This window comes from Streptomyces sp. NPDC030840 (genome assembly GCF_055572015.1).
The window spans coordinates 510884-534921 of the sequence record NZ_JBVIEE010000004.1 but is presented as its reverse complement, the minus strand read 5'-3'; the positions used below and the strand labels follow the sequence as shown (position 1 = coordinate 534921).

At 72.5% G+C, this 24038-nt stretch carries 20 protein-coding genes; 9 read left to right on the top strand and 11 right to left on the bottom strand.

Going from position 1 to position 24038, the window contains the following annotated elements:
- Positions 1-269 precede the first annotated feature (269 nt).
- The 5 genes from ACZ49J_RS12750 to ACZ49J_RS12730 all read right to left on the bottom strand — a co-directional run bounded on the left by ACZ49J_RS12750 (position 270) and on the right by ACZ49J_RS12730 (position 6964).
- A complete protein-coding gene (locus ACZ49J_RS12750; RefSeq protein WP_467451533.1) occupies positions 270-584 on the bottom strand; it encodes a hypothetical protein in 315 nt (104 codons plus the stop codon).
- 300 nt (positions 585-884) lie between these two features.
- A complete protein-coding gene (locus ACZ49J_RS12745) occupies positions 885-1508 on the bottom strand; it encodes a GntR family transcriptional regulator (RefSeq protein WP_467451532.1) in 624 nt (207 codons plus the stop codon).
- A gap of 306 nt (positions 1509-1814) precedes the next feature.
- Positions 1815-3638 carry a 2-oxoglutarate dehydrogenase, E2 component, dihydrolipoamide succinyltransferase gene (gene sucB / locus ACZ49J_RS12740; protein WP_467451531.1) on the bottom strand — a complete coding sequence of 608 codons (1824 nt, stop codon included), beginning with the start codon at positions 3636-3638 and terminating at the stop codon, positions 1815-1817.
- A gap of 63 nt (positions 3639-3701) precedes the next feature.
- Positions 3702-5090: a dihydrolipoyl dehydrogenase gene (lpdA, locus tag ACZ49J_RS12735; RefSeq protein ID WP_350950593.1), complete on the bottom strand. Its 1389-nt coding sequence runs from the start codon at positions 5088-5090 to the stop codon at positions 3702-3704.
- 338 nt (positions 5091-5428) lie between these two features.
- Entirely contained in the window at positions 5429-6964 is a 1536-nt protein-coding gene (locus tag ACZ49J_RS12730) for a leucyl aminopeptidase (RefSeq protein ID WP_467451530.1), read from the bottom strand.
- Positions 6965-7558: 594 nt separating this feature from the next.
- Here ACZ49J_RS12730 and ACZ49J_RS12725 point away from each other — a divergent pair.
- A complete protein-coding gene (locus tag ACZ49J_RS12725; protein ID WP_467451529.1) occupies positions 7559-8344 on the top strand; it encodes an endo alpha-1,4 polygalactosaminidase in 786 nt (261 codons plus the stop codon).
- A 6-nt stretch (positions 8345-8350) separates the two neighbouring features.
- Here the strand turns inward: ACZ49J_RS12725 and ACZ49J_RS12720 are convergent, their stop codons facing one another.
- Complete coding sequence (locus ACZ49J_RS12720; protein ID WP_467451528.1) at positions 8351-9148, bottom strand: adenosylcobinamide-GDP ribazoletransferase; 798 nt, start codon at positions 9146-9148, stop codon at positions 8351-8353.
- Positions 9149-9244: 96 nt separating this feature from the next.
- Between ACZ49J_RS12720 and ACZ49J_RS12715 the strand changes: the two genes are divergently transcribed.
- Positions 9245-10018, top strand: coding sequence for a hypothetical protein (locus tag ACZ49J_RS12715; protein WP_467451527.1), 774 nt, complete (start codon positions 9245-9247; stop codon positions 10016-10018).
- A gap of 225 nt (positions 10019-10243) precedes the next feature.
- Here the strand turns inward: ACZ49J_RS12715 and cobT are convergent, their stop codons facing one another.
- Entirely contained in the window at positions 10244-11341 is a 1098-nt protein-coding gene (gene cobT / locus ACZ49J_RS12710; RefSeq protein WP_467451526.1) for a nicotinate-nucleotide--dimethylbenzimidazole phosphoribosyltransferase, read from the bottom strand.
- 167 nt (positions 11342-11508) lie between these two features.
- On the opposite strand from cobT, the gene ACZ49J_RS12705 reads away from it, so the two are divergent.
- Positions 11509-12495, top strand: coding sequence for a class I SAM-dependent methyltransferase (locus tag ACZ49J_RS12705; RefSeq protein ID WP_467451525.1), 987 nt, complete (start codon positions 11509-11511; stop codon positions 12493-12495).
- Here ACZ49J_RS12705 and ACZ49J_RS12700 read toward each other — a convergent pair.
- Positions 12484-13686 carry a bifunctional adenosylcobinamide kinase/adenosylcobinamide-phosphate guanylyltransferase gene (locus ACZ49J_RS12700; protein WP_467451524.1) on the bottom strand — a complete coding sequence of 401 codons (1203 nt, stop codon included), beginning with the start codon at positions 13684-13686 and terminating at the stop codon, positions 12484-12486. The two genes, ACZ49J_RS12705 and ACZ49J_RS12700, sit on opposite strands and share 12 nt — an antisense overlap.
- Before the next feature lie 125 nt (positions 13687-13811).
- Here ACZ49J_RS12700 and ACZ49J_RS12695 point away from each other — a divergent pair, with 125 nt between their 5' ends.
- A complete protein-coding gene (locus tag ACZ49J_RS12695) occupies positions 13812-14018 on the top strand; it encodes a hypothetical protein (RefSeq protein ID WP_467451523.1) in 207 nt (68 codons plus the stop codon).
- A gap of 177 nt (positions 14019-14195) precedes the next feature.
- Here ACZ49J_RS12695 and ACZ49J_RS12690 read toward each other — a convergent pair whose 3' ends face one another.
- From ACZ49J_RS12690 to ACZ49J_RS12680, 3 genes are all read right to left on the bottom strand, one after another.
- Complete coding sequence (locus ACZ49J_RS12690; protein ID WP_467451522.1) at positions 14196-15317, bottom strand: S1C family serine protease; 1122 nt, start codon at positions 15315-15317, stop codon at positions 14196-14198.
- A 70-nt stretch (positions 15318-15387) separates the two neighbouring features.
- Complete coding sequence (locus tag ACZ49J_RS12685) at positions 15388-16089, bottom strand: class I SAM-dependent methyltransferase (protein WP_467451577.1); 702 nt, start codon at positions 16087-16089, stop codon at positions 15388-15390.
- 80 nt (positions 16090-16169) lie between these two features.
- Entirely contained in the window at positions 16170-16844 is a 675-nt protein-coding gene (locus tag ACZ49J_RS12680; protein WP_467451521.1) for a DUF3043 domain-containing protein, read from the bottom strand.
- A 256-nt stretch (positions 16845-17100) separates the two neighbouring features.
- On the opposite strand from ACZ49J_RS12680, the gene ACZ49J_RS12675 reads away from it, so the two are divergent.
- The 5 genes from ACZ49J_RS12675 to ACZ49J_RS12655 all read left to right on the top strand — a co-directional run bounded on the left by ACZ49J_RS12675 (position 17101) and on the right by ACZ49J_RS12655 (position 23921).
- The gene (locus tag ACZ49J_RS12675) at positions 17101-17910 is read left to right on the top strand and encodes a PspA/IM30 family protein (RefSeq protein ID WP_467451520.1); all 810 of its coding nucleotides are present in this window, start codon (positions 17101-17103) and stop codon (positions 17908-17910) included.
- Between the two features lie 39 nt (positions 17911-17949).
- On the top strand, positions 17950-18234 hold the full coding sequence (pspAA, locus tag ACZ49J_RS12670) for a PspA-associated protein PspAA (protein ID WP_467451519.1): 285 nt from the start codon (positions 17950-17952) through the stop codon (positions 18232-18234).
- A 341-nt stretch (positions 18235-18575) separates the two neighbouring features.
- Positions 18576-19808 (top strand): sensor histidine kinase, encoded by a 1233-nt coding sequence (locus tag ACZ49J_RS12665; protein ID WP_467451518.1) that lies wholly within the window; start codon positions 18576-18578, stop codon positions 19806-19808.
- A gap of 57 nt (positions 19809-19865) precedes the next feature.
- Positions 19866-20552, top strand: a complete 687-nt coding sequence (locus tag ACZ49J_RS12660) for a response regulator transcription factor (protein WP_467451517.1) — start codon at positions 19866-19868, stop codon at positions 20550-20552.
- A 207-nt stretch (positions 20553-20759) separates the two neighbouring features.
- A complete protein-coding gene (locus ACZ49J_RS12655) occupies positions 20760-23921 on the top strand; it encodes an efflux RND transporter permease subunit (RefSeq protein WP_467451516.1) in 3162 nt (1053 codons plus the stop codon).
- Positions 23922-24038: the final 117 nt, after the last annotated feature.

Sequence of the window (24038 nt, the reverse complement as noted above, 5' to 3'; positions counted from 1 at the left end):
GGCACGGGGTGCCTCCGGCGGCGGCACCGGGTGTCGTGGGGTGGCTGGAGTTTTTGCAGGTGGGGGTGCGTATGAGCGGGGGCGTGCTCTGGTGGTCGGGCCGGGTTTCCTCGCCCCCGCCGCCCCTACCCGTCCCATCCTGTCCCTGGGGGCTGCGCCCCCAGACCCCCGCATCGGCCTGACGGCCTCGTCCTCAAACGCCGGACGGGCTGCATATGCCTGGCCCCGGCTGAAACCCCAAGCCCCACCCGGGAATGCCCAGCGCGGCCTCACACGACCCAGCGCCGCGCGCACGACCCAGCCCGGTCCGCACCATCCAACCCCGCGCGCACGATCCAGCTCGGCCCCGCACGATCCAGGGCCGCGCGCACGATCCAGCTCGGTCCGCACCATCCAACCCCGCGCGCACGATCCAGGGCCGCGCGCACGATCCAGCTCGGCCCCGCACGATCCAGCGCCGCGCGCACGACCCAGCTCGGCCCCGCACGATCCAGCGCCGCGCGCACGATCCAGCTCGGCCCCGCACGATCCAGCGCCGCGCGCACGATCCAGCCCGGTCCCGCACGATCCAGCGCCGCGCGCACGACCCAGCTCGGTCCGCACCATCCAACCCCGCGCGCACGATCCAGCCCGGTCCGCACGATCCAGCGCGGCGCGGCACGCCCCAGCCCCGCCCGCACAATCCAGCGCTGCCCGCACCAACCAGCCCCTCCGGCGTTTGAGGAGCGGGGGTCCGGGGGCCGGCCTCCGAAACGGGGTCCGGGGCGGAGCCCCGAAAGGATGGGGGTCCAGGGGGCGCAGCCCCCTTGGCCGGGGTCGAAGGGGCGGAGCCCCTGGGGATGGGACGGGTAGGGGCGGCGGGGGCGACCAACAGGCCGGCGGCCTCACGCGCGCGGCGCGCAACCCAGCACGTGGGCCTTCACTATGTCGGCGATCCTCGGATCGCGCCGCCGGAACGCGGCCACCAACTCCTCGTGCTCCTCCGCGTACGACTGCTGGACCGTCCCGAGCCAGCGGATGGACAGAGCCGTGAACACCTCGATCCCCAGCCCCTCCCACGTGTGCAGGAGGACGGAGTTGCCCGCGGCCCGCACCAGCTCACGGTGGAAGGCCACCGTATGGCGCACCTGCCCCGTACCGTCCGACTCCCGGTCCGCCTCGTACAGCGCCGCGACATGCGGCTCAAGCGCCGAGCAGTCCTCGGCCAGCCTCTCCGCCGCGAGCTCCGCCGCGATGGCCTCCAGACCGGCCCGGACGGGGTAGCTCTCCTCCAGGTCCGCAGCCGTCAGGTTCCGTACCCGTACGCCCTTGTTCGGCGCCGACTCGATCAGCCGGAGCGACTCCAGCTCCCGCAGGGCCTCCCGCACGGGAGTCTGGCTGACCTCCAGCTCCGTCGCGATCCGCCGCTCGACGATCCGCTCGCCCGGCTTCCATCGCCCGCTCACGATCCCCTCCACGATGTGCTCGCGGATCTGTTCGCGCAGCGAGTGGACGACGGGCGCGGTCATGAGAGCTCCTTAAGGCGTTTGACGTCTAGACAATAAGGCCGGTTCGCTCCGCCGGGAGGGCGCGTGCGGTCGCTTTCGCGCAGGTGAGACAAGACTTACACGCGGTGGCGCTCCGCTGGATGGCGCCGTGGTGCTGCCGGTTGTCCGCAGACTGCCGGTGGGTCGTGGCTGGTCGCGCCCGCGGCGGAGCCGCACATCGATACAGCCCCGCACCCCAAAAAAGGAACGGTGCCCCGCCCGGAGAAAACCCGGGCGGGGCACCGTACCGACAGACCCACCGGTGGACGTACCAGCGGACGTACCGACCTACAGGCCGAGCTCCACCTCGAACTCGCCCGCCTCCAGGATCGCCTTGACCGCCGTCAGGTAGCGGGCGGCGTCGGCGCCGTCCACCAGGCGGTGGTCGTACGAGAGGGTCAGGTAGGTCATGTCGCGGACGCCGATGACCGTGCCCTCCTCCGTCTCGATGACGGCGGGGCGCTTGACCGTGGCGCCGATGCCGAGGATCGCGACCTGGTTCGGCGGCACGATGATCGTGTCGAACAGCGCGCCGCGCGAGCCGGTGTTGCTGATGGTGAAGGTCGCGCCGGAGAGCTCGTCCGGGGTGATCTTGTTGGCCCGGACCTTGCCCGCCAGATCGGCCGTGGCCTTGGCGATGCCGGCGATGTTCAGGTCGCCCGCGTTCTTGATGACCGGGGTCATCAGGCCCTTCTCGGAGTCCACGGCGATGCCGACGTTCTCCGTGTCGAAGTACGTGATGGTGCCCTCGGCCTCGTTGATCCGGGCGTTGATGGCCGGGTGGGCCTTCAGCGCCTGGGCCGCCGCCTTCACGAAGAACGGCATCGGGGAGAGCTTCACGCCCTCGCGGGCGGCGAACGCGTCCTTCGCCTTGCCGCGCAGCTTCATCAGGCGGGTCACGTCGACCTCGACGACCGAGGACAGCTGGGCCTGCTCGTGCAGGGCCTTGACCATGTTGTCGCCGATGACCTTGCGGATCCGCGGCATCTTGATGGTCTGTCCGCGCAGCGGGGAGGCCTCCAGGACGGGGGCCTTCTTCGCGGCGCCGACGGCCGGGGCGGCGGCCGGAGCCGGGGCGGCGGCCTTCGCGGCCTCGGCGGCGGCGATGACGTCCTGCTTGCGGATACGGCCGCCGACGCCGGTGCCCTTGACGGTGGACAGGTCGACGCCGTTCTCGGCGGCGAGCTTGCGCACCAGCGGGGTCACGTACGCGCCCTCGTCGGTCGCCTGGGCGGCGGCCGGAGCGGCCGGAGCCGGCGTGACCTGGGCCGGGGCGGGCGCGGCCGGCGCGGGAGCCGGAGCGGCCGGAGCCGGAGCCGCGGCCTGGGCCGGAGCCGGGGCGGGCGCCGGGGGCGCGGCCGGAGCGGCGGGGGCCGGAGCCGGAGCCGCGGGGGCGGCCGGGGCGGGAGCGGGAGCCGGGGCGGCGGGGGCCGGAGCCGGAGCGGCCGGGGCCGCGGGCGCGGCGGCGGCCGGAGCGGCACCCGGGGCGCCGATGACGGCCAGCTTGGCGCCGACCTCGGCCGTCTCGTCCTCGCCGACCACGATCTCCAGCAGCACGCCCGCGGCGGGCGCCGGGATCTCGGTGTCGACCTTGTCGGTGGAGACCTCGAGCAGTGGCTCGTCGGCCTCGACGCTGTCGCCGACCTCCTTGAGCCAGCGGGTGACGGTGCCCTCGGTGACCGACTCGCCCAGAGCCGGCAGGACCACGTCGGTGCCCTCGGCGCCGCCGGCACCCGCGGCCGCCTCGGCGGTGGGAGCCGGGGCCGGGGCGGCGGCCTCGGTGGACGGAACGGCCTGCGGGGCCGGCTCGGGGGCCGGAGCCGGAGCCGGGGCCTCGGCGGCAGCCGGGGCGGGGGCGGCAGCGGGCGCGCCCGTGCCGTCGTCGATGACGGCCAGCTCGGCACCGACCTCGACCGTCTCGTCCTCGGCGACCTTGATGGACGCCAGCACACCGGCGGCGGGCGAGGGGATCTCGGTGTCGACCTTGTCGGTGGACACCTCCAGCAGCGGCTCGTCGGCCTCGACGCGCTCGCCCTCGGCCTTCAGCCAGCGGGTGACAGTGCCCTCGGTGACGCTCTCACCGAGCGCCGGAAGGGTTACGGAAACCGCCATGGTTTCGGTTGCTCCTTACGAAATTGCGGAAGTCTGTCTCGTCGCGCCCGAAGACTGAAGGCGTCAGTCGTGGGAGTGGAGGGGCTTGCCCGCGAGGGCCAGGTGGGCCTCGCCGAGCGCCTCGTTCTGCGTCGGGTGGGCGTGGATGAGCTGGGCGACCTCGGCCGGCAGCGCCTCCCAGTTGTAGACCAGCTGGGCCTCGCCGACCTGCTCGCCCATGCGGTCGCCGACCATGTGGACGCCGACCACGGCACCGTCCTTGACCTGGACGAGCTTGATCTCGCCCGCGGTCTTGAGGATCTTGCTCTTTCCGTTGCCCGCGAGGTTGTACTTCAGAGCGACGACCTTGTCCGCGCCGTAGACCTCCTTGGCCTTGGCCTCGGTGATGCCCACGGAGGCGACCTCGGGGTGGCAGTACGTCACCCGCGGCACGCCGTCGTAGTCGATCGGGACCGTCTTCAGACCGGCCAGACGCTCCGCCACCAGGATGCCCTCGGCGAAGCCGACGTGCGCGAGCTGGAGCGTCGGGACCAGGTCACCGACGGCGGAGATGGTCGGGACGTTCGTGCGCATGTACTCGTCGACGAGGACGTAACCGCGGTCCATGGCGACCCCGGCCTCCTCGTAGCCGAGGCCCTGCGAGACCGGGCCGCGGCCGACGGCGACGAGGAGGATCTCCGCCTCGAACTCCTTGCCGTCGGCGAGCGTGACCTTGACACCGTCCGCCGTGTACTCGGCCTTCTGGAAGAAGGTGCCGAGGTTGAACTTGATGCCGCGCTTGCGGAAAGCGCGCTCAAGAAGCTTCGAGCTGTTCTCGTCCTCGACGGGGACGAGGTGCTTCATGCCCTCGATGATCGTGATGTCCGAGCCGAAGGACTTCCACGCGGAGGCGAACTCGACACCGATGACACCGCCGCCGAGCACGATCGCGGACTTCGGCACACGGTCCAGGACGAGGGCGTGGTCGGAGGAGATGACGCGGTTGCCGTCGATCTCCAGGCCGGGCAGCGACTTCGGCACCGAGCCGGTCGCGAGCAGGATGTGACGGCCCTGGATCCGCTGGCCGTTCACGTCCACGGAGGTCGGGGAGGACAGCCGGCCCTCACCCTCGATGTAGGTCACCTTGCGCGAGGCGACGAGCCCCTGCAGACCCTTGTACAGGCCCGAGATGACCTCGTCCTTGTACTTGTGGACCGCCGGTACGTCGATGCCCTCGAACGTGGCCTTCACACCGAACTGCTCGCTCTCGCGGGCCTGGTCGGCGATCTCGCCCGCGTGCAGCAGGGCCTTGGTGGGGATGCAGCCCCGGTGCAGGCAGGTACCGCCGACCTTGTCCTTCTCGATCAGGGCGACGTCCAGGCCCAGCTGCGCCCCGCGCAGGGCCGCGGCGTAACCACCGCTACCACCGCCGAGGATCACTAGGTCGAAAACGGTGCTGGCGTCGTTCGCCACGTCACGTCCTCCATGCATGTGCGCCGTGCGCCGGGCTCCCTTGTCCCATTCGGGGGGCGACCGGGCGGTCGGCTGGTGTCCGGCCGCTCTTTGCTTCGGCCCTGGGGTGGGGCCCTGTCCTGCCGTGCCCCATCTTCGCACTTGTCCGTGGCGTCCGGGACGCGGGGCTGCGGTGTGAGACAGCACACGTACGGGGCGCCCCGCACGGGGCGCCCCGACAGGGGCGCGGGGAACTGCGCGCTCAACCACACACAGCCCGCGACCGCCCTACGACACGAAGGACCGAGCTCGTGGGCGACGGAAGCCGCACACACGCGAGCCCCGCCGCCCAGGGAACCTCAGCCCAGGTCCCCCGAAGCCGCCAGCTCGGCGAGCCGCACCAGGGTCCGCACGGAACTCCCCGTCCCGCCCTTCGGTGTGTAACCGAACGCCCCGCTCTCGTTGAACGCCGGCCCGGCGATGTCGAGGTGGGCCCAGGTGATCCCCTCACCCACGAACTCCTTCAGGAACAGACCGGCGACCAGCCCGCCCCCGGCCCGCTCGCCCATGTTCGCGATGTCGGCCGTCGGGGAGTCCATGCCCTTGCGCAGGTGGTCAGGCAGCGGCATGGGCCAAGCCGCCTCGCCGGCCTCCTCCGCGGCCTCGTGCACCGCGGAGCGGAACGCGTCGTCGTTCGCCATGATCCCGAACGTGCGGTTGCCGAGCGCCAGCATCATCGCGCCCGTCAGCGTGGCCACGTCCACGATCGCGTCCGGTTTGTCCTCGGAGGCCTTGGCGAGCGCGTCGGCGAGGACGAGCCGGCCCTCGGCGTCGGTGTTGAGGACCTCGACGGTCTTGCCGCTGTACATGCGCAGCACGTCACCCGGGCGGGTGGCGGAGCCGGAGGGCATGTTCTCGGCGAGGGCGAGCCAGCCGGTGACGTTGACCTCCAGGCCGAGGCGCGCGGCGGCGACGACCGCGGCGAACACGGCGGCGGCGCCGCTCATGTCGCACTTCATCGTCTCGTTGTGCCCGGCGGGCTTCAGCGAGATGCCGCCCGAGTCGTAGGTGATGCCCTTGCCGACGTACGCGAGGTGCTTCTTCGCCTTGGAGGAGGTGTACGACAGTTTCACCAGACGGGGCGCCGAAGCCGACCCGGCACCCACGCCGAGGATGCCGCCGTAGCCGCCCTTCTCCAGCGCCTTCTCGTCGAGCACCTGCACCTTGATGCCGTGCTCCTTGGCCGCGGCCTGGGCGATGGCGGCGAACGCGGCCGGGTTCAGGTCGTTCGGCGGCATGTTGATCAGGTCGCGGGCGCGGTTCAGCTCCTCGGCCACGGCGGTGGCCCGCTCCACGGCGGCCTTGTGGGCGCGGTCGCGGGGCTTGGCGCCGAGCAGGGCGACCTCGGCGAGGGGTGCCTTGCCCTTCTTCGCCTTGGGGGCGTTGCCGTTGTCGGCGGTCCCCTTGTAGGCGTCGAAGGAGTACGCGCCGAGCAGCGCGCCCTCGGCGACGGCGGCGACGTCACCCGCGTCCGCGATGGGCAGCGCGAACGCGGCCTTCTTGGAGCCGGCCAGAGCCCGGGCCGCGGCACCGGCCGCGCGGCGCAGCGCCTCGGCCTCGAAGGTCGCGTCCTTCTGGGGCTCGGCTCCCAGGCCCACCGCCACCACGAGCGGCGCCTTGAAGCCGGACGGCGCGGGCAGCTTCGTCACCTCGCCCTCGGCGCCCGAGGCTCCGAGGGTCTCCAGGACGACCGCCAGCCTGCCGTCGTACGCCTTGTCCACGGCCTCGGCGCCCGGCGCGACGACGGGGGCCTTGGCGCCCTTCGCGACACCGACCACGACGGCGTCGGCGCGGAGGCCGGGCGCGGCGGCGGTGCTGAGAGTGAGAGCAGTCACGGTGGTGAAATCTCGCTTCCAGTTGAGTGTTCAGTGGCCGAACGGATGGGTCGACCGCCCCTGGGGAGGACCCTGGGTCCGCGGTGCGCGGCAGCCCCGGGCGGCCGGGGATCCGCAGCGCGGCGCCCCACGGCCGGACCGGGAGTACCGGAAACGAGCCTAGGGCCCTCCCGGCGGATCTCCGCGGCGTCGCGACGCCCTGCGCGCGCTCTCCCCACCGCACGGCGAGGACGAACAGGTGGCTCCGCCACACGGCCCTCCACGCCGCACGCCGAGCGCTCGCACCGGATGCCGCTCCTTCCTCCGCGCACGATCCATCCCATCAGAAGGACCCTAGCCCTGTTCGGCGGGCCGGACCTGGGACGCGGAGACCGGTTGACCGCTTCTCGACCTCGCGCGGCCTCCTCCCGGGGACGTGGGCCCGGCTGTCCGTCCTCGTCGCTCCAGCCTCCACGAGCCCCCGGCTCGTCCCGCACAGGGAGATCCCCATGGCTCGCGCATAGGGGGATCCCCATGGCCGGGACCCGCCCCGCGGGGCGTCTGGCCACAGGAGATCATCCTGGGGAACCCTTCCGTACTCCTTGGAGCCCGCCGGTGAAACGCCCGCTCGTCCTGTGTGCCCTGCTTGTGCTGCTCACGGCCTGCACGAACGCCCCCGGCGACCGGTCCGGGGACGGTACCGACCGTTGGCGGCCCCGTCCCGGCACCGCCTGGCAGTGGCAGCTCAGCGGGCGCCTGGACACGTCCGTCGACGTGCCCGTCTACGACATCGACGGCTTCGACCACTCGGCCGGCACGGTCGCCCGGCTCCACGAGGACGGCCGCAAGGTGATCTGCTACCTGTCGACCGGGGCGTGGGAGGACTTCCGCCCGGACGCGGACGACTTCCCCGAGTCCGTCCTCGGCCGGGGCAACGGCTGGGAGGGCGAGCGCTGGCTCGACATACGCCGCACCGACGTCCTCGAACCCCTCATGGCGGACCGTCTCGACATGTGCGAGGAGAAGGGCTTCGACGCGGTCGAACCGGACAACATGGACGGGTACAGGAACCGCACGGGCTTCCCCCTGACGGCCGCCGACCAGCTCCGCTACAACCGCCTCATCGCCCGCCTCGCCCACGAACGCGGCCTGGCCGTCGGCCTGAAGAACGACCTCGACCAGATCCCGCAGCTCGTCGGCGACTTCGACTTCGCGGTCAACGAACAGTGCGCCCAGTACGGGGAATGCGAGGACCTGTTGCCCTTCATCGACGCGGACAAGGCCGTCTTCCACGTCGAGTACGAGCTCGGCACCCGAAGCTTCTGCCCCGAGGCCCGGCGGCTGCGGCTGAGCTCGATGCTCAAGAAGTACGAGCTGGGGGTGTGGCGGCGGCCCTGCTGAGAAGCGTCAGCCGAGGGTGAGCACCACCAGCGCCGTGGTGGCCGCCGTCTCCGCCAGCGCGCCGAACACATCGCCCGTCACCCCGCCGAAGCGGCGGGTGCAGTGCCGCAGCAGCGTCTCGGCGGCGCCGCAGGCGAGGACGACCGCGAGGACCGTACCCAGGACGGCGTCGTACGGCCCGAGGAGCGCGCTCAGGCCCCCCGCGGCACACACGGCCAGGCCCGCCACGACCGCCGCGTCCCGTACCGGCACGGTGCCCGCGACCGCCGCGCCCAGCCCCTCGGGCCGGGCCGGCGGCACACCCGTGCGCGCGGCCAGCGTCAGGGCGAGCCGGGCCGCGGTCGCCGAAACGACCGCGGCGAGGGCGCCATGGGCCCAGGACCGGCCGTACGCCTCGGTGAGCGCGGCGACCTGGGCGAGCAGGACGAAGACCAGGGTGATGACGCCGAACGGGCCGATGTCCGACCGCTTCATGATCCGCAGCGCGTCCTCGGCGGGCTTGCCGCTGCCCAGTCCGTCCGCCGTGTCGGCGAGGCCGTCGAGGTGCAGTCCCCGGGTCAGGACGGCGGGGACGGCTGCCGTGGCCACGGCAGCGAGCAGGGCGCCCGTGCCCAGCAGCAGAAGCAGCAGGCCGAGCGCGGCGGAGGCGAGCCCGACGACCAGACCGGCGGCCGGGGCGCACAGCATCCCGGCGCGCGCGGCGTCACGGTCCCAGCGGGTCACCGTGACGGGCAGCACGGTCAGGGTGCCGAAGGCGAAGCGCAGGCCGTCGGGGAGGGAGGTCTTGGACACCGGCGTGGACACCGGCGCAGGGTATCCGGCGGCTTCGGGGCCACGAAGGGCGGGCCGGTGGGCAGGCAATGGGCAGGTGATGGGGGCAATTGTGGCTAAAGTTCGCATATGGGTCACTGGTTGCAGCGGAACATCATCGAGCCAGGCAAGCTGCCCCTCCTGCTCGCCCTCGCCTCCTTCGTGCTGACGTTCCTGATCACCCGGGTCATCACCCGCATGATCCGCGCGGGCAAGGGGCCGTTCCGCAACATCGACACCGGTGGCGTGCACATCCACCATGTGGTCCCCGGTGTCCTGCTGACGGTGGCCGGCGGCTTCGGCGCGGTGGCGAGCGGCGTGAGCGGGGTCGGCCCGGCCCTGTGCGCCGTGCTGTTCGGGATGGGCGTGGGCCTGGTGCTGGACGAGTTCGCGCTGATCCTCCACCTCGACGACGTGTACTGGACCGAACAGGGTCGCAAGAGCGTCGAGATGGTGGTGCTCACGGCGGCGCTCGTGGGCCTGGTGCTCTGCGGGTTCCTGCCGTTCGGGGTCAACAACGCGAGCGACGACGAGGTGGCCGGCCGCGGTGGGGCGATCCTCACCGTGGCCCTGAACTTCCTCTTCGCGCTCCTCGCCCTCAGCAAGGGCAAGGCCCGCCTCGCGCTGTTCGGCGTGATCGTGCCCTTCATCGCCGTCATCGGCGCGCTCCGGGTGGCCCGCCCCGGCTCGCCGTGGGCCAAGCGCTTCTACCGCGGCCGCCCGCGCACCCGCGCCAAGTCCCGGTTGCGCGCCTTCCACCACGACCGCCGCTGGGTGGCGCTGAGCCGCAAGGTCCAGGACTGGATCGGCGGCGCCCCCGACGTCCCGGCCGCGAAGTCCGTCCACGGCGCCGACCGTCGCTGACGCCGCTGCGACTCTCCCGGGGGCGGATGCGTTCTCGTCTGCCGGGTCTCCGCCGGGTTTTCGCCGGCGGGCGGCCGCGGGTGCGTTGTGGTGTGCCGCGCGGTTCCCCGCGCCCCTGAAGGAACTCGGGCGGGCCCGGCGGCCGCGTACGAACGGCCGGCGTCCGCGACCGGGCGCCCTCACCCACGGGTCCGTCGGCCCCGTGCGACACCCGAGGCGCCGCGGTTACTCCTCCGGGGCCGAGTCCGCCGCGTCCAGCGGCTTGGGCTCCTCCGGCTCCGCACGCTCCGGCAGCTCCGCCGCGAGCGCTGCCGCGGCCTGGACCAACGGCAGGGCCAGCAGCGCGCCCGTACCCTCGCCGACGGCCACGCCGTGATCGAGGAGGGGCTCGATGGCCATGCGGTCGAGGGCCTTGGCCTGCGCCGGCTCGCCGCTGTTCTGGCCGGCCAGCCACCAGTCCGGCGCCCGGAAGGCGACCCGCTGGCCGACGAGGGCGCACGCGGCCGACACGACACCGTCCAGGATCACCGGGGTCTTGCGTACGGCGCTCTGGAGCAGGAAGCCCGTCATCGCGGCCAGGTCGGCACCGCCCACCGCCGCCAGCAGCCGCAACTGCTCCCCGAGTACCGGCCGGGCCCGCCGCAGGGCGTCCCGCACGGCCGCGCACTTGCGCATCCACGCCAGGTCGTCGATCGCCCGGCCACCCCGTCCGGTGACGACGGACGCGTCCGTGCCGCACAGCGCCGCGACCAGCACCGCCGCCGGCGTGGTCCCGCCGACGCTCACGTCGCCGAGCACCACCAGATCCGTCCCGGAGTCGGCCTCCTCGTCCGCGACCGCGACACCCGCCAGGAACGCCGCCTCGGCCTCCTCCAGGGTCAGCGCGTCCTCGACGTCGATGCGCCCGGACCCGCGCCGCACCCGGTGCCGTACGACCTCGTCCGGCAGCTCCTCCGGGGCGCAGTCGAGCGCCATGTCCACCACCCGCACGGGCACGTCGAGCCGCCGGGCCAGCACCGACACCGGGCTGCTCCCGTCGAGCACCGCCCGCACCAGCTCGTGCGCCGTGCCCGCGGGCCGCGCGGAGACACCGAGTCCGGCGACTCCGTGGTCCCCCGCGAACAGCACCACGCGCGGCCGGGCGATCGGCCGCACCGGCACGGAGGACTGTGCCGCCGCCAGCCACTCGCCCAGGTCGTCGAGGCGCCCCAGCGCCCCGGGCGGCACGCTCTGCCGCTCCCGCCGCGCCTCGGCGTCGCGGCGCACCCCGCCGTCGGGGCGCTCGATCAGATCGGTGAAGTCGTCGAGATTAAGCGAGCTCATTCGCCGAACAGTACCGGCAGCGATCGAACACGACGGCGCCACATCGTCACCACGTCTTTGCACCCGGGATGGCGATCCCATACGTTCCCTTTGTCTTCAATGTCGGGCGTCTTGAACGCCCAGATGTCCGGAAGCTCTTGTTCCGGAATGTCGAGGCAGGAGCCGCGATGCCGTCCCACGAGCCGTCCCACGAGTCGGCCCACGAGCCGTTCCACGAACCGCGCCGGGACGACTGCCCCTGGTGCGGTGCACGGCGGTTGCGCACCCGCGTCCGCACCCCTGACCCGACACACCGCACACCGGGCCCGTTCGTGATCGACGAGTGCCGGGACTGCGGCCACGCCTTCCAGAACCCCCGGATCACGGCCCACGCCCTGGCCGCCCGCGGCCGCTCAGACCCCTCCGTCGAACGCGTCCTCGCCGCCCGCGGCAGCCGGCGGCGCCACCGGGCCGCGGCCCGCGCGATGCTCCCGTACCCCGAGCCCGAGAGCTGGCTCGACGTCGGCACCGGCCACGGGCACTTCCCGGAGACCGCGAGGGAGGTGCACACGTACACCTCCTTCGACGGGCTCGACGCCACGCCGCGCGTCGAGCGGGCCCGGGCCGCCGGGCGGATCGAGGAGGCGCACCAGGGCCTGCTCACCGACCCGGAGATCACCGGCCGGCTGCGCGGCCGTTACGACGTGGTCAGCATGTTCCACCACCTGGAGCACACCCCCGACCCCCGCGCGGAACTCCGCGCCGCCCTCGACGTGCTCCGCCCCGGCGGCCACCTCCTCGTCGAAGTCCCGGACCCCGCCTGCGCGTTCGCGACACTGCTCGGCACCTGGTGGGTGGCGTACGACCAGCCGCGCCACCTGCACCTGATGCCGCTGGCGAACCTCGAACGGGAACTGCTGGCGCAGGGCTGCACCGTCGTCGCCACGGACCGCAGCGCCCCCCACGTCCCGTACGACCTGGCCGGCGCGCTCTGTCTGGCGCTGGTCCGCCGGCGGGCCCGGTCGACACTGACCCGGGCCTGCGCCCCCCTGCTCGCGGCGGCCTCCGCCCTGGACGTCGGCCTCGCCCCGCTGCTGAGCCGCACCCGCTTCTCGAACGCGTACCGGATCATCGTGCGCGGACCGGCGAAGACCCCCGTGGCCTCACCCTCGTAGCGGCAGCGCCTGCCCCGCCACCACCAGCAGCACATGCTCGCACTCGCCCGCGAACGCCGCGTTCAGGCGCCCGAGTTCGTCCCGGTAGCGGCGGCCGGACGCCGTCGCGGGCACGATCCCCGAGCCCACCTCGTTCGACACCGCGACGACCGTACGGCGGGTCTCGCGCAGGGCCTCGGTCAGTTCCCGCACCCGTGCCCGCAGCGCCCGCTCACCGCCGTCGGCCCACTCGGCGTCGTCCCACGCGCCGACGGAGTCCATCGCGTCGGTCAGCCACAGCGACAGACAGTCGATCAGCAGGGGTGCGCCGTCGTCCTTCAGCAGCGGCACGAGATCGCAGGTCTCGACGGTGCGCCAGGAGCCGGGGCGCCGCTCACGGTGGGCGGCGACACGGGCGGCCCACTCGCTGTCCTCGTTCCGCGTCCCGCCCGTCGCCACGTACAGCACGTCCGGGAACGACTCCAGGCGCCGCTCGGCCTCCACCGACTTGCCCGACCGCGCGCCGCCCAGCACGAGGGTGCGGCGTGGCACGTCCGGTACGTCCTCGTAGACACCCACGGTCAGCGTCGTACCGTCCGGGACGGCCCGCGCACCCGCGGCCGCCAGCCGGCGGCCGAGCTCGGCGCCGGGCGGCACGTCGTGGTCGAGATGCACGGCGACCACGTCGGTCGCCGGCCCCACGGCCCCCACCGCCCGCAGCCGCGCCAGCGCGTCCGGCCGCCCCACGACATCGGCGAGGACCATGTCGTACGGCTCGGCGGACCGCCCCTCCAACCCCGCGGGCGCGGCGCCCGGCGGCAGGTACAGCAGCCGCTGCCCGTCCGGGCCCGTCACCTCGTACCCCGTGCCCGGCGCGTCCATCGCCACCGCCCGCACCCGATGCCCGGTCAGCAGCGCCAACTCCCTTCCGTCCGGCACCCGTCCTGGCTGCGGCAGCCCCGCCGGGACCTCGACCGCGGGCCCCTCGTGCGGATGGGTGAGCAGCACCTGCCGCAGGCCGGTCAGCGTGTGCCCGGAGCGGGCGGCGGCGAGGGCGGCGCCGGGGGTCAGGTCGAGCAGCAGCGTGCCGTCGAGCAGCAGCGCGGTCGCCGCGCGTGCGTCGGGACCGAGCGAGTTCGCGCAGGCCGCGCAGGGGCAGTCGGGGCGGGGGAGGCCTTCGGGGGCGCCGGTGCCGAGCAGTGTCAGTTCCACGCGCCTGATTTTCCCGTGCCCCGTCAAATCCGCGCAGGTCTTGCGCGTCCGACTAGGCTCTGGGGAGGAACCGGATCTTGCTCGGTACTGTGTTCGGTACCGGGCCGGTACTTACGGAGGCTCACATGGCGGCATGGACGTGGCGGTTCGAGAAGGCCGACGGGGCGGAGGTCCAGCCCTCTGTGCAGCCGGACGACTTCACCACGCAGGGGGATGCCGAGTCCTGGATCGGTGAGCACTGGAAGGCCCTTGTCGAGGGGGGAGCGGACCAGGTCCGGCTGTTCGAGGACACGACGCAGGTCTATGGGCCGATGAGCCTGCACGCGGAGTGACTCCGTCGGTTTGGCCGGGTGGGGGACTGTGGGCTGTCGGCTGCGGGTCCGTCGTGGCTTGTCGCGCGGTTCCCCGCGCCCTGAAGTGATCGCGCGGTTCCCCGCGCCCCTGGAAAGAATGCGCAGTTCCTCGCGCCCCCTGAAACGTGCCGTTCCCCGCGCCCCGGCGGGAGCGCTTCACAGCTCGCCCAGCGTTACGGCGACCGTCTCGCTGTTTCCGTTCCTCGTGTACGTGACCGTCGTGCGGTCGCCCGGCTCTTCGGTTGCCAGGGCCTCGGAGAGGGACGTTGTCGTGGTGATGTCCGTGTCGCCCAACCGGGTGATGATGTCTCCGGGCTCGATGCCCGCGCGGTCGGCCGCGCCGTCGTCCCTGACCTCGACGACGGCGACCCCGTCGGGGCGCAGGTCGTCGCCGACGACCGTACGGCCCGTGATGCCGAGCGCGGCCCGGCCCGAGTCGGTGACCCGGCCGTCCCTCACGATCTGGCCGGCGATCCTCGTCACCGTCGACGCGGGGATGGCGAAACCGATCCCGGGCGCCGCGTCGCCGCCCAGGCCCGGGTCGACGGCGGCGAGCGTGGGGATGCCGATCACCAGGCCGTCGAGGCCGACGAGGGCGCCGCCGCTGTTGCCCGGGTTGATGGCGGCGGACGTCTGCACCATGTTCGCGATGGTCGCGCTCGTCCCCCCGTCGGTACTCCCCTCGGTCACGGTCCGCCCGGTCGCCGAGACGATCCCCTCGGTCACGCTGGAGGACAGCCCGAGCGGTGAGCCCATGGCGAGGACGATCTGCCCCACCTCGACCTTGCCGGAGTCCCCGAACCGGGCCGCCCTGAGCCCGTCCGGCACCCGGTCCAGCTTCACCACGGCGAGGTCCTGCTGCGGGTACGAGGACACGAGCGTCGCGTCCAGTTCGGTCTCGCTGTTGGCGATCGTCACCCGGAACGTCCGCTCGTCCCCCACGACATGCGCGTTCGTGACGATGTGCCCTTCGTCGTCGTAGACGACTCCCGACCCCAGATCGTCGCGTGCCCGGATCTGGACGACGGAGGGCAGCACGTCCCTGACCACCTCCCGGTAGGCGTCCTGCAGGTCGTCCGGCTGCGCGGGGACGGCCACCCGGGCGGTGGTGGACCTGTCCGTGGCGCCCGGCACCCCGTCACCGGAGCACCCGGAGAGCGGACCGGAGACAGCGGCGAGGACGACCACGGGAAGCAACGTCTGGAGGGTGCGGGAGCGGACACGGAGGCGATGGGGGAGGCGATCGGGGAGGGCGTCACGGGCACGGAGAACGTCCATGTCCCGAGTCTCACGTCGGCTCCGGCCCCCGGCTCCCGGTGGGCACCCGAACGGGCCCCGGGGTACGGCGCTAGCCCCGTACCCCGCACAGATGCAGCAGAGCGGCGACCGCGCGGTACGGGTCCGTCCGTCCGGCCCGTTCCTCCGCCGCCAGCAGCGCGTCCATGTCCTGGGGGACGGGGGCGTCGTCCACGGCGAGGTCCGTGAAGACCCGGACGCCGTACCAGGCGTGGAGCGGGGCACCGATGCCCGCGAGGGTCGACGTGAGGGCGTCGAGGCGGTCGGCGCGCACGTCGAGGCCCAGGCGGTTCCGGTACGCGGTGGTGTCGAAGGAGGCCAGCGCGGTCGCCCAGTCGCCGGCCAGGCCGGGCCGCATGGCGAGCGCGTCCCCGTTCCGTACGAGGAGGGACAGGAGCCCCCCGGGGGCGAGCATCCGGGCCAGGCCCGCCAGCAGCGCGTCCGGGTCCTCCAGGTACATCAGCACCCCGTGGCACAGCACCACATCGAAGCTGCCCGGCAGGAAGTGCACCCCCGTGTCCCGGCCGTCGCCCTCGACCAGCCGGACCCGGCTCCGTATCCCCTCGGGTTCACCGGAGAGGGCCTCGCGGGCCACGGCGAGCATCTTCGCGTCCTGCTCGACCCCGGTCACCTTGTGCCCGGCGCGGGCCAGCCGCAGAGCCTGGGTGCCCTGGCCCATGCCGACGTCGAGCACCCGCAGCCGCTGACCGACGGGGAACCGCCCGGCTATCTGCTCGTCGAGCTGCCGGGCCACCAGCTCCTGCCGTACGACGTCACGCAGCCCGCCCACCTTGCTGAGCCAGGCGTCCGCGCCCTCGGAGAAAGACGTCGTGCTCAGGGCCGCTCTCCGCGCTTGACCTGCGGCTTCGGCAGCCGGAGGCGACGCATCTGGAGGGTGCGCATCAGCGCGTAGGCGACGGCGCCGCGCCTGTTCTCGTCGGGGAAGCGCTCGCTCAGCTGCTTCTTCAGACGGAAGGCGATCCAGAACGAGTCGACCACGATCAGCACGATCACGAACAGCCACAGCAGCAGCGCGATGTTCTGCAGCGACGCCACCCGCACCATGCTCAGCACGAGGATGATCACGGCCAGCGGCAGGAAGAACTCCGCGATGGAGAACCGCGAGTCCACAAAGTCCCGTGCGAACTTCCGGACGGGGCCCTTGTCGCGCACGGGCAGGTAGCGCTCGTCACCGCCCGCCAGCGCCTGGCGCTGCTTCTCCAGCGCGGCGCGACGCTCGTCGCGGGCACGCTTGGCCGCCTCCTTGCGCGTCGTCGGCGTGTTGGCGACGCTGCGGCGCTGGGCCTGGGCCTCACTGCGCTTGGGCGTGGGCCTGCCCTTGGGGGCCTGCGGGTCACGGGGCTGCTGGGAGTCGTTCACGGGCACCTTGTCGGTGACCGCGTCCTTCTCGCTCTTCGCACGGCTACGGAACACGAAACCCAAGGGTACGGGGTTTCCTGGCATGGACCCCAGCCGGGCGGGGAACGATCCGGCAACACCGCTCGTCATGTAGGGGGACAGAGTGGCCTGAAAGGGAAGGCCGGCGACGGCCCGCCCCCAGGGAGCCTGAGGAATTCCGGGACCCGTCCCGTACACAACCCCGGGAGCCACCTACTCCCTACGCCGGAGCAGTGCCGTACGCAGTCGTCCTTGGGGAGGAGCGCATCCGTCCCCGAACAGTGCGGTAATGGAAGCAGGGCCCGTACTGTGGGTTCTGTCGCAGGAGCTGGAGCTGGAGTCCGTCAGAAGGGGGCGCGCGAAGCCCATGAGCGGTGTCATGAAGCGTATGGGGATGATCTTCCGCGCGAAGGCGAACAAGGCCCTTGACCGGGCCGAGGACCCGCGCGAAACCCTCGATTACTCGTACCAGAAGCAGCTGGAGCTGCTGCAGAAGGTGCGCCGCGGTGTCGCCGACGTCGCGACCTCGCGCAAGCGCCTTGAACTGCAGCTGAACCAGCTCCAGTCCCAGTCGTCCAAGCTGGAGGACCAGGGCCGCAAGGCGCTCGCGCTGGGCCGCGAGGACCTGGCCCGTGAGGCGTTGTCGCGCCGTGCCGCGCTCCAGCAGCAGGTGACGGACCTGGAGACGCAGCACCAGACGTTGCAGGGCGAGGAGGAGAAGCTCACCTTGGCGGCCCAGCGCCTCCAGGCCAAGGTGGACGCCTTCCGCACCAAGAAGGAAACCATCAAGGCGACGTACACGGCTGCCCAGGCGCAGACCCGGATCGGCGAGGCCTTCTCCGGCATCTCCGAGGAGATGGGCGACGTGGGCCTGGCCATCCAGCGGGCCGAGGACAAGACGGCCCAGCTCCAGGCGCGGGCGGGCGCGATCGACGAACTGCTCGCCTCGGGTGCCCTGGACGACCCCTCCGGCATGGCCAAGGACGACATCCAGGCCGAGCTGGACCGGCTCTCCGGTGGTACGGATGTGGAGCTGGAGCTGCAGCGCATGAAGGCGGAGCTGGCGGGCGGCTCGTCCTCGCAGCAGCAGGCGATCGAGGGCGGTACCGGTACGGGGAACGCCTCCCAGCAGTCGCAGTCCCAGCAGCAGGACACCCCGCGCTTCGACAAGCAGTGACCGGCTGACGGTCCGCGTCCCACGCCTGAGGAGGGCGACATGATCGTACGGATCATGGGGGAGGGGCAGGTGAGGCTGGACGACAGCCACCTCACCGAACTCGACAAGCTCGACGACGAACTGCTCGTGGAGATGGAGAGCGGCGACGGTCCCGGCTTCCGCCGCACCCTCCACTCGCTCCTGGACAAGGTCCGCGAACTGGGCACTCCACTGCCGGACGACGCCCTGGAGCCCTCCGGACTCATCCTCCCGGCCCCGGACGCGACCCTGGACGAGGTGCGCGAGCTCCTGAGCGACGACGGCTTGATCCCGGGGGCGGTCTGAGTCCGGGGCCGCCCCCACGGCTCCTGCCGCCCCGGGTTTTCTCGCCCCCGACGCCCCTACCCGTCCCATCTCCGGGGCTCCGCCCCGGACCCCGCTCCTCAAACGCCGGAGGGGCTGGATGGTGAGGGGCGCCCCATAAGGGGCGCGGGGAACTGCGCATCGGGGGGCGCGGGGAACGGTGCGTTTGAGGGGTGCGGGGAACTGCGCGTCGTTTTTCAGGGGCGCGGGGAACTGCGCGACCAGCCACGCCCCACCCGCACCAACCCACGCACTCCAACCCACGCACCCCAACCCCCCGCCCCCGTTCCGCCCCCGGCAGGGCCCCCGTACCGTTTGAAAGCGTGAGCACCCTCCTCCGATCCCGCCAGTGGCTCAAAGCGCACCCCCTGGCGCTGGACGCCGCCCTGGCGACCGCCGTGCTGGCCTGCATGCTGGCCGGGTCCTTCGTCGACCCGAACGAAGCGCACGGGGCGAAGTGGGGCGCCCGCACCCCGGACGCCCTCGGCGTCACCCTGATGACGCTGGCCGCGGCCGCCCTCGTCCTCCGCCGCCGCGCCCCCAGGGCCGTCCTGGTGGCCACCGCCGGCTTCTCTCTCCTGGAGCTCGTGAGCGGCGACCCCCGCGCCCCCGTCGCGATGTCCGCCGTCATCGCCCTCTACACGGTCGCCTCCGCCACCGACCGCCCCACCACCTGGCGTGTCGGCCTGCTCACCATGACCGTCCTGACCGGCACGGCCATGCTCGCCGGCCCCCTGCCCTGGTACGAGCAGGAGAACCTCGGCATCTTCGCCTGGACCGGCATGGCCGCCGCGGCCGGAGACGCCGTACGCAGCCGCCGCGACTTCGTCCACGCCATCAGGGAACGCGCCGAACGCGCCGAGCGCACCCGCGAGGAGGAGGCCCGCCGCCGAGTCGCCGAGGAACGCCTCCGCATCGCCCGCGACCTGCACGACGTCGTCGCCCACCACATCGCCCTCGTCAACGTCCAGGCCGGGGTCGCCGCCCATGTCATGGACAAGCGGCCCGACCAGGCGAAGGAAGCCCTCGCCCACGTCCGCGAGGCCAGCCGCTCCGCGCTCAACGAGCTCCGCGCGACGGTCGGGCTGCTGAGGCAGTCCGGCGACCCCGAGGCGCCCACCGAACCCGCCCCAGGCCTGAACCGGCTCGACGAACTCGCCGGCACCTTCCGCAACGCGGGCCTGCCCGTCGAGGTCGCCCGCGCCGACCACGGCACCGCCCTCCCCGCCGCCGTCGACCTCGCCGCGTACCGGGTCATCCAGGAGGCCCTCACCAACGTCCGGAAACACGCGGGCCCCGAAGCGAAGGCCGAGGTCAGCGTCGTACGCGTGGGGCCGAACCTCGAAGTCACCGTGCTCGACAACGGCAGCGGGGAGAACACCGGCCCCAGGGAGCACGACGGCGGTGGCGGCCACGGCCTCCTCGGCATGCGCGAACGCGTCACCGCACTCGGCGGCAGCTGCACCGCGGGTCCCCGCTACGGGGGCGGCTTCCGCGTCCATGCGATCCTGCCGGTCAAGAGCCGTACCGCCGCTCCGGCCGAGGACCTCGCGTGACCGCCGCCGACAGGCCCGTACGACCGACCCAGCTGTTACCGACCGGGGGAACACCACATGACCATCCGCGTCCTGCTCGCCGACGACCAGGCGCTCCTGCGCAGCGCCTTCCGTGTGCTCGTCGACTCCGAGCCGGACATGGAGGTCGTGGGGGAGGCCTCGGACGGGGCGGAGGCCGTGGAACTCGCGCGCGAGGAGCGGGCCGACGTGGTGCTGATGGACATCCGCATGCCGGGCACCGACGGGCTCGCCGCGACCCGGCTCATCACGGCCGACCCCGCGCTCGCCCACGTCCGCGTGGTCATGCTGACGACGTTCGAGGTCGACGAGTACGTGGTGCAGTCGCTGCGCGCGGGCGCCTCCGGCTTCCTCGGCAAGGGCTCCGAGCCCGAGGAACTGCTGAACGCGATCCGCATCGCGGCCAGCGGCGACGCACTGCTGTCGCCGGCCGCCACGAAGGGGCTCATCGCCAGGTTCCTCGCCCAGGGGGACGGCGCGGACGACGACGGACGCGACCCCGCCCGCTCCGAGCGGCTCGGCACCCTGACCGTCCGGGAGCGCGAGGTCCTCGTGCAGGTCGCGGGCGGGCACTCCAACGACGAGATCGCCGAACGGCTCGAAGTGAGCCCGCTGACCGTGAAGACGCACGTCAACCGGGCCATGGCCAAGCTCGGCGCCCGCGACCGCGCCCAACTCGTGGTGATCGCGTACGAGTCCGGGCTCGTACGCCCAAGGGTGGAGTGAACTCCACCGGGGCGTACTGCGGCCGGAGTATGCGCCGTATAAGGAAATGGACCTGGGGCCTACGAGTGCGGGCCCTGCCATGGCCCAGGGTGTAAGGGCGGGCGCTCACATGTGCTTCACAGGCGCCCGTGTGCTTCGCCGTGCCGCGCGCTTCGAGTGTGCCCGCGCGCCCGCTTCTGCCGCTCACAGAAGAGAGAACCCTGACCCATGTCCTGGCTGTCACGATTCAGCCTCGCACAACGGGCCCTGATCGGCCTGATGTCGATCATCGCGCTCGCCTTCGGGGCGATCGCGATACCCCAGCTCAAGCAGCAGCTGCTGCCCACCATCGAACTTCCCATGGTGTCCGTCCTCGCGCCGTACCAGGGCGCCTCGCCCGACGTGGTCGAGAAGCAGGTCGTCGAACCCATCGAGGACAGCCTCGAAGCGGTCGACGGCATCACGGGCGTCACCTCCACGGCCAGTGAGGGCAACGCCCTGATCATGGCCTCCTTCGACTACGGCAAGGGCACCGACCAGCTGGTCGCCAACGTCCAGCAGGCCGTGAACCGGGCCCGCGTCCAACTCCCGGACGACGTCGACCCGCAGGTCGTCGCCGGTTCGACGGACGACATCCCGACCGTCGTCCTCGCCGTCAGCTCCGGTTCCGGCCAGGACCAGCAGGCCCTCGCCGACCAGCTCGACCGGACCGTCGTACCCGACCTGAAGGCCATCGACGGCGTCGGCCAGGTGACGGTCGACGGCGTACGGGACCTGCAGGTCACCGTCACACCCGACGACAAGAAGCTCGCCGAGGCCGGCCTCACGCCGGCCGCGCTCGGCCAGGCCCTCCAGGCGGGCGGCGCCACCGTCCCGGCCGGCTCGTTCGACGAGGACGGCGCCAACCGCACCGTCCAGGTCGGCGGTGGCTACACCTCGCTGAAGCAGATCGAGGACCTGATGGTCACCGGTCAGGCGGCGCCGGGCGCGTCCGGCGCCGCGAAGAAGCCCGTGCGCCTCGGTGACGTCGCCGCCGTCGAGGAGCAGGAGGCCCGCGCCGACTCCATCACGCGTACCGACGGCAAGCCGAGCCTCGCCGTGAGCGTCACCATGGACCGCGACGGCAGCGCGGTCGCCATCTCGGACGCCGTCGAGGACGCGCTGCCCGGCATGCGCGAGGACCTCGGCTCGGGGGCGACGGTCACCGTCGTCAGCGACCAGGGCCCGGCGGTCGCCAAGTCCATCGAGGGCCTGACGACCGAGGGCGCGCTGGGCCTCGTCTTCGCGGTCCTCGTCATCCTGGTCTTCCTCGCGTCGATCCGCTCGACGCTGGTGACGGCGGTCAGCATCCCGCTCTCCGTCGTCCTGGCCCTGATCGTCCTGTGGACCCGCGACCTGTCGCTGAACATGCTCACGCTCGGCGCGCTCACGATCGCCATCGGCCGGGTCGTCGACGACTCGATCGTGGTCCTGGAGAACATCAAGCGCCACCTCGGCTACGGCGAGGAGCGGCAGGAGTCGATCCTCAAGGCGGTGCGGGAGGTCGCGGGCGCGGTCACGTCCTCGACGCTGACCACGGTCGCGGTCTTCCTCCCGATCGGCCTGACCGGCGGCATGGTGGGCGAGCTGTTCGGCTCGTTCTCCCTGACGGTGACGGCGGCGCTGCTCGCCTCCCTGGTGGTGTCGCTGACGGTCGTGCCGGTGCTGTCGTACTGGTTCCTGCGGGCCCCGAAGGGCACCCCCGAGGACGCCGAGGAGGCCCGCCGCAAGGCCGAGGAGAAGGAGGCGAGGAGCCGGCTCCAGCGTCTGTACGTGCCGGTGCTGCGCTTCGCGACCCGCCGCCGTCTGACGAGCGTGGCGATCGCGGTCGTCGTCCTGATCGGCACCTTCGGCATGGCCCCGCTGCTGAAGACGAACTTCTTCGACCAGGGCGAGCAGGAAGTCCTCACCGTCAAGCAGGAGTTGAAGCCGGGCACCAGCCTGGCGGCGACGGACGAGGCGGCGAAGAAGGTCGAGAAGATACTCGCGGGCGTCGACGGCGTCAAGGACTACCAGGTCACCATCGGCTCGTCCGGCTTCCTCGCGGCCTTCGGCGGCGGTACGGACACCAACCAGGCGTCGTACACGGTCATGCTGGAGGACTCGGCCTCGGCCGAGGCCGTCCAGGAACGTATCGAGAAGGGGCTCGGGGAGCTCTCCGGTATCGGTACGACGACGATCGCGGCCGGCGACGGCTTCGGCAACCAGGACCTGAGTGTGGTCGTGAAGGCCGCCGACGCCGACGTGCTGCGCGAGGCCGCCGACGAGGTCCGCGACGAGGTCGCGAAGCTCGACGACGTCACGGACGTCACGAGCGACCTGGCGCAGAGCGTGCCGCGGATCTCCGTACGCGCCAACGACAAGGCGGCCGCGGCCGGCTTCGACGAGAGCACGCTCGGCGCGGCCGTCGCCCAGGCGGTACGCGGCACGACGAGCGGCCGGGCGATCCTGGACGACACCGAGCGGGACATCGTGGTGAGGTCGGCGAAGCCGGCGGACACCCTGAGTGAGCTGAAGGCCCTCCGCCTGGGTGCGGTGAAGCTGGGCGACATCGCGGACGTGAAGCTGGTGGACGGCCCGGTCTCGATGACCCGCATCGACGGTCAGCGCGCGGCCACCATCACGGCGAAGCCGACGGGCGACAACACGGGCGCGGTGAGCGCGGACCTCACGACCAAGCTGAGCGCGCTGAAGCTTCCCGAGGGTGCCACGGCCGAGATCGGCGGCGTCTCCCAGGACCAGGACGAGGCGTTCGCGAACCTGGGCCTGGCGATGCTGGCGGCGATCGCGATCGTTTTCATGCTCCTGGTCGCGACGTTCCGCTCCCTGGTCCAGCCCCTGATCCTGCTGGTCTCCATCCCCTTCGCGGCGACCGGCGCGCTCGGACTGCTCGTCGCCACGGGCACCCCGATGGGCGTCCCCGCGATGATCGGCATGCTGATGCTGATCGGCATCGTGGTGACGAACGCGATCGTCCTGATCGACCTCATCAACCAGTACCGCAGGCAGGGTTACGGCGTCGTCGAGGCGGTCGTCGAGGGCGGCCGCCACCGGCTGCGCCCGATCCTGATGACGGCCCTGGCGACGATCTTCGCCCTGCTCCCGATGGCGCTCGGCGTCACCGGCGAGGGCGGCTTCATCGCCCAGCCGCTGGCGGTGGTGGTGATCGGAGGCCTGATCACGTCGACGCTGCTGACCCTGCTGCTCGTCCCGACGCTCTACGCGATGGTCGAACTCCGCAAAGAGCGCCGCGCGAAGAAGAAGGCGGCGAAGCGGGCGAAGAAGGCGGGCCTGCCCGAGCAGCCGGCCGCGGACCCGTCCTCGGACGAACCCGAGCCCGCGTCGGTGTGACCGTCCCTCCACCGGCGGCCGGGCCCCCGAACCATGAGGTTCGGGGGCCCGGCCGCTCCTGTTGTGCCGTTCCGTATCCTGTGGCCTCGAACTGCACTCCGCGGGAGGGAAATCCGG